8 protein-coding genes and 1 pseudogene are annotated in these 10790 nt (G+C 54.9%); 7 read left to right on the plus strand and 2 right to left on the minus strand.

The window, feature by feature from the left end; genetic code table 11:
* Positions 1-14 precede the first annotated feature (14 nt).
* From ompC to mgtE, 6 genes are all read left to right on the plus strand, one after another.
* On the plus strand, positions 15-1160 hold the full coding sequence (gene ompC, locus ACRCWW_RS13220; protein ID WP_438682823.1) for a porin OmpC: 1146 nt from the start codon (positions 15-17) through the stop codon (positions 1158-1160).
* Positions 1161-1259: 99 nt separating this feature from the next.
* Positions 1260-2315, plus strand: a complete 1056-nt coding sequence (apbE, locus tag ACRCWW_RS13225; protein ID WP_438682824.1) for an FAD:protein FMN transferase ApbE — start codon at positions 1260-1262, stop codon at positions 2313-2315.
* A 75-nt stretch (positions 2316-2390) separates the two neighbouring features.
* Entirely contained in the window at positions 2391-3452 is a 1062-nt protein-coding gene (gene ada, locus ACRCWW_RS13230) for a bifunctional DNA-binding transcriptional regulator/O6-methylguanine-DNA methyltransferase Ada (RefSeq protein ID WP_438682825.1), read from the plus strand.
* A 2-nt stretch (positions 3453-3454) separates the two neighbouring features.
* Entirely contained in the window at positions 3455-4093 is a 639-nt protein-coding gene (alkB, locus tag ACRCWW_RS13235; protein WP_438682826.1) for a DNA oxidative demethylase AlkB, read from the plus strand.
* Positions 4094-4179: 86 nt separating this feature from the next.
* Positions 4180-5823 carry a multidrug ABC transporter permease/ATP-binding protein gene (locus ACRCWW_RS13240; RefSeq protein ID WP_438682827.1) on the plus strand — a complete coding sequence of 548 codons (1644 nt, stop codon included), beginning with the start codon at positions 4180-4182 and terminating at the stop codon, positions 5821-5823.
* 212 nt (positions 5824-6035) lie between these two features.
* Entirely contained in the window at positions 6036-7472 is a 1437-nt protein-coding gene (mgtE, locus tag ACRCWW_RS13245) for a magnesium transporter (protein ID WP_438682828.1), read from the plus strand.
* On the opposite strand, the gene ACRCWW_RS13250 is transcribed toward mgtE, so the two are convergent.
* Entirely contained in the window at positions 7435-8682 is a 1248-nt protein-coding gene (locus tag ACRCWW_RS13250; RefSeq protein ID WP_438682829.1) for a SulP family inorganic anion transporter, read from the minus strand. The two genes, mgtE and ACRCWW_RS13250, sit on opposite strands and share 38 nt — an antisense overlap.
* Before the next feature lie 272 nt (positions 8683-8954).
* On the opposite strand from ACRCWW_RS13250, the gene mqo reads away from it, so the two are divergent.
* Positions 8955-10607 carry a malate dehydrogenase (quinone) gene (gene mqo / locus ACRCWW_RS13255; protein ID WP_438682830.1) on the plus strand — a complete coding sequence of 551 codons (1653 nt, stop codon included), beginning with the start codon at positions 8955-8957 and terminating at the stop codon, positions 10605-10607.
* 32 nt (positions 10608-10639) lie between these two features.
* Here mqo and ACRCWW_RS13260 read toward each other — a convergent pair.
* Positions 10640-10790, minus strand: a pseudogene (locus ACRCWW_RS13260) (IS4 family transposase); the annotation flags it as partial.

Raw genomic sequence — 10790 nt, forward strand, 5'->3', positions numbered from 1 at the left:
AGAGGGTTAATAACATGAAAGTTAAAGTACTGTCCCTCCTGGTACCAGCACTGCTGGTAGCAGGCGCAGCAAATGCGGCTGAAATTTATAACAAAGACGGCAACAAATTAGATCTGTACGGTAAAGTTGATGGTCTGCACTATTTCTCCAGCGACGATAGCGCTGATGGTGACCAGTCCTACATCCGTCTGGGCTTCAAAGGCGAAACTCAGATCAACGATCAGCTGACCGGTTACGGCCAGTGGGAATACAACGTTCAGGCGAACAACGCTGAAGGCGCAGATGGCAACCAGTCCTGGACCCGTCTGGCGTTCGCAGGTCTGAAATTCGGTGATGCAGGTTCCTTCGACTACGGTCGTAACTACGGCGTACTGTACGACGTAGAAGGCTGGACCGATATGCTGCCAGAGTTCGGTGGCGATACCTACACCAAGTCTGACAACTACATGACTGGCCGTACCAACGGTGTTGCGACCTACCGTAACAGCGATTTCTTCGGTCTGGTTGATGGCCTGAACTTTGCTCTGCAGTATCAGGGCAAAAACGAGAACCCAGGTTCCGGTGAAGGCACCAACAACGGTGATCGTAGCTTCCGTAACGCGAACGGCGACGGCTTCGGTATCTCCTCTACCTACGACATCGGCGCAGGCTTCAGCCTGGGTGCGGCGTACACTAACTCCAACCGTACCAACGATCAGAAAAACGCGAATCTGGCTAACCAGCAGTACACCGGTGGCGAGAAAGCTGAAGCATGGACCGCTGGTGGTAAATATGACGCGAACAACGTCTACATTGCTGCTATGTATGCTGAAACCCGCAACATGACTCCGTTCGGTTCTACTTCCAGCACCAACGGCGGCGGTATCGCAGACAAAACTCAGAACTTCGAAGTGACTGCTCAGTACCAGTTCGACTTCGGTCTGCGTCCAGCGATCTCTTACCTGCAGTCTAAAGGTAAAGGCCTGAACACCGTTGGTGGCAGCGACGACAAAGACCTGGTTAAATACCTGGATCTGGGCGCGACCTACTACTTCAACAAAAACATGTCCACCTATGTTGATTACAAAATCAACCTGCTGGACGGCAACGACAGCTTCTACCAGAACAACGGTATCGGCACCGACAACATCGTTGCAACCGGTCTGGTTTACCAGTTCTAATCGACTGCGAATCAGCAAAAAGGGTCCTTCGGGACCCTTTTTTTATTCTTTGTTTACCCTCCCTGGTGTACCCTTGCGCGCAAACAAGAGGGACTTCGTATGGCTATCACTTTTTTTCGCACGGCACTGATTGCCGTCGCATTTATTATGTCGGGTTGCGATAACGGCACATCAGTTTCGACGACGGAGAAGGCGCCTGCCACCGTGCTGGAAGGGAAGACCATGGGCACCTTCTGGCGAGCCAGCGTGATTAATCTCGACGATGCTCAGGTTGAAACGCTGCGCCAAAAGATTCAGGCCCAGCTGGATGGCGACGATCAGCTGCTCTCCACCTGGAAAAACGACTCCGCATTGATGCGTTTTAACCATTCCCGCAGCATGACACCCTGGCCGGTCAGTGAGGCCATGGCGGATATTGTCACCGAGTCGCTGCGAATCGGTGCCAAAACGCAAGGCGCCATGGATATCACCGTGGGCCCGTTGGTCAATCTTTGGGGGTTTGGGCCGGATAAGCAGCCGGTGAAAACGCCGACTCAAGAACAAATCGACGCGGCAAAAGCGCGTACCGGGTTGAAGCACCTCTCCGTCATTAACCAGTCCGGCAGCCAGTATCTGCAAAAAGATCTTCCCGATCTGTATGTCGATCTCTCCACGGTGGGCGAAGGCTACGCCGCTGATCATCTTGCTCGTTTAATGGAGCAGGAAGGGATTTCGCGCTACTTAGTTTCTGTCGGCGGGGCGCTGTTCAGTCGTGGCATGAATGCCGAAGGTCAGCCATGGCGAGTCGCGATCCAAAAGCCGACCGACAAAGAAAATGCGGTGCAGGCCATTGTTGACATTAACGGTCATGGGATCAGCACTTCTGGCAGCTATCGCAATTATTACGAGCTGGACGGCAAGCGCATTTCTCACGTGATTGATCCGCAAACGGGCACGCCTATCCAGCATAAAATGGTGTCGGTCACGGTCATTTCCCCTACGGCACTTGAGGCGGATGGCTGGGATACCGGATTAATGGTGCTTGGCCCGGAAAGAGCCAAAGAAGTGGTGCGCGAACAAGGGCTGGCGGTCTATATGATCATCAAAGAGGGCGACGGCTTCAAAACCTGGATGTCGCCGCAGTTCGAAACGTTCCTGGTGAATGGCAAAAATTAAAAAGCAAGAATGGCGGTTTTTTTCTCTGCCGCCTGCGCCAGACTCAGGCTACCCTTGTAAGGAGCCGGAGTATTTATGAAACGTAATGCCACCCCCAATGACGAGATCCGCTGGCAGTCCGTGCTGGAAAGAGATCCCAATGCCGATGGTCACTTCGTGTTTGCGGTGCAGACCACCGGCATTTATTGTCGCCCATCATGCCGGGCGCGGCATGCGCTGCGCCAGAATGTTCAATTTTTCAGTGATGCCAGCGCGGCGCAAGAAGCGGGTTTTCGTCCCTGTAAACGCTGTCAGCCGGACAAAGCCGACCCCCAACAGCAGCGCATTGAAAAAGTGGCCCAGGCCTGTCGTTTGCTGGAACAAGAAACCACGCTGACGCTGGATGAGCTGGCACGTGAAGTCGCCGTCAGCGCTTTTCACTTCCATCGCATGTTCAAATCCGTAACCGGCATGACGCCTCGCGCATGGCAGCAGGCCTGGCGGGCGAAGAAACTGCGCGAATCGCTGAAAGTCAGTGAAACGGTTACCGATGCGGTGATGGCGGCAGGGTTCCCAACCAGCAGCAGTTTTTACCGTCAGGCCGACAGCACGCTTGGCATGACGCCTCGCCAGTACCGTGAGGGCGGCAACGCGCTTAGCGTGCGCTACACATTGCAATCCTGCCAGCTAGGGCGTTGTCTGGTGGCGGAAAGCGATCGTGGCATTTGCGCCGTCTTGCCTGGTGACAGCGACGAAACCCTGATCGCCGAACTGGAACAAATGTTCCCCCATGCTCAACGTGAGGAAGCCGATCAGACGTTTCACCAGCGTGTCGCAACGGTGATCGCATTACTGGATGGTCAGCATTTGTTGGTCGCTCTTCCTCTGGATATTCGCGGCACCGCTTTTCAACAGCAGGTCTGGCAGGCGCTCAGAACGATCCCCGTTGGCGAAACGCGCAGTTACCAGCAAGTGGCTGAAAGCATCGGGAAGCCGAACGCGGTTCGTGCCGTTGCCAATGCCTGTGGCGCAAATCGACTGGCGTTGCTGATTCCCTGCCATCGGGTTGTCCGTCAGAGCGGGGCGCTGTCGGGGTATCGCTGGGGCGAAGCGCGCAAAGCAGAGCTTCTGCGCCGTGAAAAAGAGCAAGGTCGTTAACCATGCTGGATTTATTTGCCGATACGCCTCCGTGGCAGGAACCTTTAGCGCCTGGTGCCGTGATTTTGCGTCGCCGGGCGCTGGCCTGCGCTGCGGAATTGATTGAGGGCATAGAAGAGGTGGCTGCCCGCTCACCGTTTCGGCAAATGGTGACTCCCGGTGGTTACACTATGTCAGTGGCGATGACCAACTGCGGAGACGTGGGCTGGACCACGGACATGCATGGCTATCTGTATGCGCCAGTCGATCCCCAAACACGCCAGCACTGGCCCGCCATGCCTTTGGCGTTCAGAACGCTGGCGCTCGAGTGCGCGAATGAAGCGGGCTATCCCAGTTTCCAGCCTGATGCCTGTCTTATCAATCGTTACGCGCCTGGCGCAAAGCTCTCCCTGCATCAGGATAAAGATGAAAAAGAGCTGAAAGCGCCGATTGTCTCCGTGTCGCTGGGCTTACCGGCGGTATTTCAGTTTGGTGGATTGAAACGTAACGATCCGCTGATGCGCGTGCTGCTGGAACATGGTGATGTGGTGGTCTGGGGCGGGGCGTCGCGCCTGTTTTATCACGGGATTCAGCCGCTTAAAGACGGCCACCATCCGGCTACCGGCAACCTGCGTTACAATCTCACGTTTCGCCATACCTGAAACGGCAATAAAAATAAGAATTATTCTTGATGTAGCGCGAGAGCCGTTTAAACTGCTGGCTGTTTTAGCTTGTCCGGGATTTTTCTATGCAGCTTCTTCTTCTGGTCTGGCGTCAGTATCGCTGGCCGTTTATTGCCGTCATGCTGTTAAGCCTGCTGAGTGCGGCGCTGGGTATCGGCCTGATTGCCTTCATTAATGTGCGCCTGATTGAAAGCGTCGATGCGTCAATTATGGTTCTGCCAGAATTCCTTGGGCTGTTGCTGCTGCTGATGGCGGTCACGCTTGGCTCGCAGCTGGCCTTAACCGTGCTGGGCCATCATTTCGTCTATCGCCTGCGCAGTGAATTCATCAAACGTATTCTCGATACGCAAATTGAACGTGTGGAAAAACTGGGCAGCGCGGCGCTGCTGGCCGGGCTGACCAGCGACGTGCGAAACATCACCATAGCTTTTGTCCGCTTACCGGAACTGGTGCAGGGGATTATCCTGACGTTTGGCTCGGCGGCGTACCTGTTTTTCCTGTCAGGGAAAATGCTGGTGATCACCGCGCTGTGGATGGCGCTGACCATCTGGGGCGGTTTCGTGCTGGTGGCGCGAGTGTATAAACACATGGCAACGCTGCGTGAAACCGAAGACAAACTGTATAACGATTACCAGACCGTGCTGGAAGGACGTAAAGAGCTGACGCTGAACCGTGAGCGCGCCGAACACATCTTTAATACTCTCTATATTCCGGACGCCAAAGAGTATCGCCATCATATTATTCGGGCCGATACCTTCCATCTCAGCGCGGTTAACTGGTCGAATATCATGATGCTGGGAGCCATTGGCCTGGTGTTCTGGATGGCGAATGGCCTGGGCTGGGCGGATACCGCTGTGGCGGCAACGTATTCCTTAACGCTGCTGTTCCTGCGCACGCCGTTGCTTTCGGCCGTTGGCGCATTACCGACGCTGCTCAGTGCACAGGTCGCGTTTAATAAGCTCAATAAGTTTTCACTCGCCCCTTATCGCGAAGCGTTTCCAAAACCGAAGGCGCATCCTGACTGGAAAACGCTGGAGTTGCGTGAAGTAGAATTCCATTATCAGGACAACACCTTTGCCATTGGGCCTGTCAACCTGACGCTGAATCGCGGGGAACTGGTGTTTCTGATTGGCGGCAACGGCAGCGGGAAATCCACCTTAGCCATGTTGCTGACCGGGCTTTACCAGCCTGTATCGGGTCAAATCCTGCTGGATGGCCAACCGCTGATCGCCGACAAACCGGAAGATTACCGCAAGCTTTTCTCGGCGGTATTTACCGACCCGTGGCTGTTTGACCAACTTCTGGGGCAAGAAGGGCAGCAGGCCGATCCGCAGCTGGTGGAGAAATGGCTGGAACACCTGAAAATGGGCCACAAGCTGAAGCTTGAAAACGGCAAAATCCTCGACCTTAAGCTCTCCAAAGGGCAGAAAAAGCGCGTCGCGCTACTGCTGGCCCTGGCCGAGGAGCGAGATATCATTCTGCTGGATGAATGGGCGGCCGATCAGGACCCGCATTTCCGCCGCGAGTTTTATCAGGTCTTGCTGCCGTTGATGCAACAGATGGGCAAAACCATTTTTGCTATCAGCCATGACGATCACTATTTCATCCACGCCGATCGCCTGCTGGAAATGCGTAATGGCAAGCTTAGCGAGCTGACTGGCGAAGAGCGAGATGCCGCTTCCCGCGACGCGGTGGCTCGCACTGCCTGACTTATCATGCCCGGCGGCACTGCGTTTGCCGGGCCTACGATTTGTCTGTCCGGCCTGTAGGCCCGGCAAGCTTTGGCGCCGCCGGGCAGTCCATTGAGGCATGGGCGCTCTCTTTTTCACCACTCCCGCCTGGTGTTTATTATTTTTTACATTCACTCGCGCTATGCTTAGAGGCTGGAAAACCGCCTCTTCAGTTCAAGGATTGCCCATCGATGTCCGTCTTTCATAAAAACAGCGCCCGGGTGCGCGACCAGGAACGTGCTCGCCTTATCTGGCTTCTGACGACGGACAAAGCCATCACCTCGGCCTTGTCCAACAAATTAACGCTAGCGGAACAGTATGACGAAGGTCGACTGGCGGATGATATCGCTGAAGTCGGGGCGCTGGTTGCTCACCTGCCTGCGCCTGATCTGGCGGATACCCTTGAAGCACTGCCTTCGGATGAACGTCATGCACTCTGGGGGCTGGTGGATGACAGCAAGCGTGGGAACGTGCTGCTTGAAGCCTCCGAAAGCGTCTATGAAGACTTGATTGAGGGTATGAGCGACAAGGCGCTGCTTGATGCGCTCGAAAGCCTGGATATCGATGAAAAAATCTATCTGGTTCAGCATCTTCCACGAAATCTGACCGGGCGCTTATTAGCCACGCTGCCTGCGGAAGAGCGTGCGCGCGTGCGTCAGGTGATGAATTATGCCCACGACAGCGTCGGGGCGATCATGGAGTTCGAGGTCATCACCATTCGGCCTGATGTCACGCTCGGCGCAGTGCAGCGCTACCTGCGTCGGCTGGGGAAAATGCCTGAGAACACGGACAAACTGTTCGTCACGACTCGCGACAAAAAGCTGCTGGGCGAACTCGAGCTGCAAACCATTCTGCTCAACCGTGCGCAGCAGCGTGTGCATGACGTTATGGAAGCGGAGCCGGTTACATTTCACCCTGAAGAGGACTCTGAGAAAGTTGCCCGAACCTTTGAGCGTGACAACCTGCTGAGTGCCGCAGTCATCGATGCTGAAGGCAAACTGCTGGGACGACTGACCATCGATGAGATCGTTGATGTGGTCTACGAAGAGACGGATAACGATATTCGTCAGATGAGCGGTTTGAGCAACGATGAAGATGTCTTCGCCCCGGTCAGCAAAGCCGTGAAAACGCGCTGGGCGTGGCTGGCCATCAACCTGTGTACGGCGTTTATTGCTTCACGCGTGATTGATGGTTTTGAGCACACCATCTCGCAGCTGGTGGCACTGGCTTCGTTAATGCCGATTGTCGCCGGAATAGGCGGGAATACCGGCAACCAGACCATCACCATGATTGTGCGTGCGCTGGCGCTACAGCATATTCAGCCCGGTAACTTCTCGTTTTTGATCCTGCGTGAAATGGGCGTAGCGCTGATCAACGGCCTGGTGTGGGGCGGGATTATGGGCGGCGTGACCTGGTGGCTGTATGACGATCCGCAGCTCGGTGGCGTGATGATGCTGGCGATGGTCCTTAACCTGCTGGTGGCTTCGATGATGGGTGTTCTGATCCCGATGATCATGACCAAACTGGGGCGCGATCCGGCGGTCGGCTCAAGCGTGATGATCACGGCGATCACCGACACCGGCGGCTTCTTTATTTTTCTGGGTCTGGCGACGATGTTTCTGCTTTAAGCGAATGCAACTTGCGAATGCGGGCTGGAATGAGCGCCAGGATCACAATGCCTGCCAGCACGCCAACGGCAAGGTTTCCGGTGCTGACGGTGGCGACGACAGTCGCGATCATCACGACGGTCACGGACCACGGCGTCTGTTTCAATGCGGCGGGCTGAATGCTGTGCCAGCTAAAGGTTTTCACCGCCACAATCACCATAATGCCTGCCAGCACCGCCATCGGGATTTTGGCCATCACTTCACTCAGGCCCGTCACCAGCAATAACAGCACCAGGCCTACAACCAGCGTCGAAAGACGACTGCGGCCTTTGCCCATCTCAACATTCACAATGGTCTGGCCGATCATCGCGCATCCGGCGATACCGCCGTAGAACCCGGCCAGAATATTGGCAATCCCTAACCCGGCGCTTTCACGCGCTTTACTGGAAGGCGTTACCGTTAAATCATCCACCAGTTTTGCCGTCAGCAGCGATTCCATCAGGCCAACGAAAGCGATGCTCAGCGCGCAGGGCCAGATGATTTGCAGCGTTTGCAGATTGAGCGGGACCAGCAGCTCGGTCAAACCCGGCAGGCCGCCGGACATGGAGCCTTCGTCGCCGACTGTCGGCAGTAGCTGACCGCTGAACACCGTAAAGAGCGTCAGCAGAACAATGGCGATGAGGGGAGAAGGAACGCTTTTGACGACACGCGGGGCGAACAGCACAATCACCAGCGTGGCGGCGAACAGCGCCAGAACTAAAGGATTTTTGCTCCAGAAGTGGGGAACCTGAGCAAAGAAAATCAGGATGCCGAGTGCATTCACAAAGCCTGTCATCACGGCTTGGGGGATGAAGCGCATCAGCCGGGCCATGCCCATCACGCCAAACAAAATCTGAATGATACCCGCCATCACCACCGCAGGCAGAATGTAGCCCACGCCGTGCTGATGCACCATCGGGCCAATCACCAGCGCCACTGAACCCGCCGCCGCCGTCACCATGGCCGGACGGCCACCTAACACCGACATCGCCAGACACAGCACTACCGAAGCAATCAGGCTGACTTTAGGGTCAACGCCCGCAATCACCGAGAAAGAGATGACTTCCGGGATCAGCGCCAGGGCTGTGATCACGCCTGCCAGAGATTCGCGCAGCATCAGCGCAGGCGAGCGTACGACGGTTCGTATCGCGCTTTGTTCAGCAGCAGTCAATGATTCAAAGTTTACAGGCATAGAAAATGTAGGGTTATGGAAAGTTGGTTTTACATAAGATGTCCGACGTGCGGTGCATCACAAAACGGGCGATATTACCGTGTTGCGTCACATTTCGCCAGTACCAATACTCATTTGACTGCCACATTTATTAAACATTTTTATAACAGATCTCAAAACAGAACTTAAATTTTAAACAATATTTAAATCTTTCATCGTCAGTGCTAACGTGGATTCCCCCGAATCGTTTCACCTGCGCTAAACAAAAACGCGAGTACAGAAGGCTCATTCCGATGAAGAAAAAAATGGCCGTACGTCGCTCACAGGCGGTTGGTTTGCATGCCGAACCTCTGGCAACACGCACCAACTCCCGTAACGAGCATCAGACGGATGTATTGTTGATTGGCGGCGGCATCATGAGCGCCACGCTGGGAACCTGGCTTCAGGAACTGGAACCAGACTGGTCTATTACCATGGTCGAGCAAATGGACAGCGTCGCCGAGGAGAGCTCGAACGGCTGGAACAATGCCGGAACCGGTCATGCCGCCCTGATGGAGCTGAACTACACGCCGCAAAAAGCGGACGGTTCCATCAGCATCGACAAAGCCATTGAGATTAACGAAGCCTTCCAGATCTCGCGTCAGTTCTGGGCGCATCAGGTGACACGCGGCGTACTCCAGCAGCCGAAGACCTTCATCAATACCGTGCCGCACATGAGTTTTGTCTGGGGCGAGGACAACGTGAATTTCCTCCGCGCTCGCTATGCCGCCTTGCAGCAGAACTCCCTGTTCCAGGGCATGCGCTATTCCGAAGACGTTGAGCAAATTAAGAAGTGGGCACCGCTGGTGATGGAAGGGCGCGACCCGCAGCAGAAAGTGGCCGCCACACGAACCGAAGTCGGGACTGACGTCAACTACGGTGAAATTACCCGCCAGCTGATTGCCGGCCTGCGCAGCCACGATAACTTCGCCCTGCAACTCAACACTGAGGTTCGCCGCTTTAAGCGCAATGCGGATAATAGCTGGACGGTGACGGTATCCGACACCAGTGATCGCAAAGCTCGCAGGACGATCCGTGCGAAATTTATCTTTATCGGTGCGGGTGGTGCTGCATTGAAGCTGTTGCAGAAAACGGGCATTCCCCAAGCGAAAGAGTATGCAGGGTTCCCGGTGGGTGGCCAGTTCCTGGTCTGTGAAAACCCGGAAGTCGTTAACCACCATCTGGCGAAAGTGTACGGACAAGCTTCTGTTGGCGCACCGCCTATGTCCGTGCCGCACATCGACACCCGTATTATTGATGGCAAACGTGCGGTGCTGTTTGGACCGTTTGCGACATTCTCTACCCGCTTCCTGAAAAATGGCTCGCTGTGGGACTTGCTCAGCTCTACTAACAAATCAAATATTCTGCCGATGCTGAATGTCGGGCTGGATAATTTTGATTTGGTGAAATATCTGGTCGGCCAGGTCATTCAAAAAGACAAAGACCGTCTGGCAGCGTTGCAGGAGTATTATCCGCAGGCGAAAAAAGCAGACTGGCGTTTGTGGCAGGCCGGTCAGCGCGTGCAGATAATCAAACGTGACGAAGAGAAGGGCGGCGTACTGCGCCTGGGTACGGAAGTGGTTAGCGATGATCAAGGCACGGTTGCCGCATTACTGGGTGCATCGCCGGGGGCTTCAACCGCTGCGCCGATCATGCTGCAATTGATGGAGCAGGTCTTTAAAGATAAAGTGAAATCTGCGACCTGGCAGGAGAAATTGCGTGCCGTGGTGCCGACCTATGGTCGTCGTTTGAGTGGCGACCCCCAGGCTATTCAGCAAACGCTGGCGCATACCAGTGAAGTGCTTGGATTGCGTTATGAAACACACGTCGTTGCCGATCCGGTTCCGCAGGCACAATTTACCCCACCGCTGGTGGAACTGAAGCCTGTTGCGGATATTGCCCTTTAAGGCTAAAAAAACCCGGTTACCGGTAACACCGTTCACTTAAGATTCTTTGAGTGAACGGGATACTGGGTTTTTGAGATACGAACGGTCCTTTCTTTGGGCCGTTTTCTTTTCTCAGGCAGGATAAATTGTTTCACGTTTTCCCGCATTCTTCTCAGTTTTGCCGGGATTGCACCGGGTTTCCCC

The sequence above is a fragment of the Scandinavium sp. genome, assembly GCF_051650185.1.
Classification (GTDB): Bacteria; Pseudomonadota; Gammaproteobacteria; order Enterobacterales; family Enterobacteriaceae; genus Scandinavium.

Bases quoted from the DNA above. Each gene is read 5' to 3' on its own strand.
- apbE (WP_438682824.1), top strand. From the start codon at position 1,260: ATGGCTATCACTTTTTTTCGCACGGCACTGATTGCCGTCGCATTTATT.
- ACRCWW_RS13250 (WP_438682829.1), bottom strand. From the start codon at position 8,682: ATGCCTGTAAACTTTGAATCATTGACTGCTGCTGAACAAAGCGCGATA.
- mqo (WP_438682830.1), top strand. From the start codon at position 8,955: ATGAAGAAAAAAATGGCCGTACGTCGCTCACAGGCGGTTGGTTTGCAT.
- ada (WP_438682825.1), top strand. From the start codon at position 2,391: ATGAAACGTAATGCCACCCCCAATGACGAGATCCGCTGGCAGTCCGTG.
- ACRCWW_RS13240 (WP_438682827.1), top strand. From the start codon at position 4,180: ATGCAGCTTCTTCTTCTGGTCTGGCGTCAGTATCGCTGGCCGTTTATT.
- ompC (WP_438682823.1), top strand. From the start codon at position 15: ATGAAAGTTAAAGTACTGTCCCTCCTGGTACCAGCACTGCTGGTAGCA.
- alkB (WP_438682826.1), top strand. From the start codon at position 3,455: ATGCTGGATTTATTTGCCGATACGCCTCCGTGGCAGGAACCTTTAGCG.
- mgtE (WP_438682828.1), top strand. From the start codon at position 6,036: ATGTCCGTCTTTCATAAAAACAGCGCCCGGGTGCGCGACCAGGAACGT.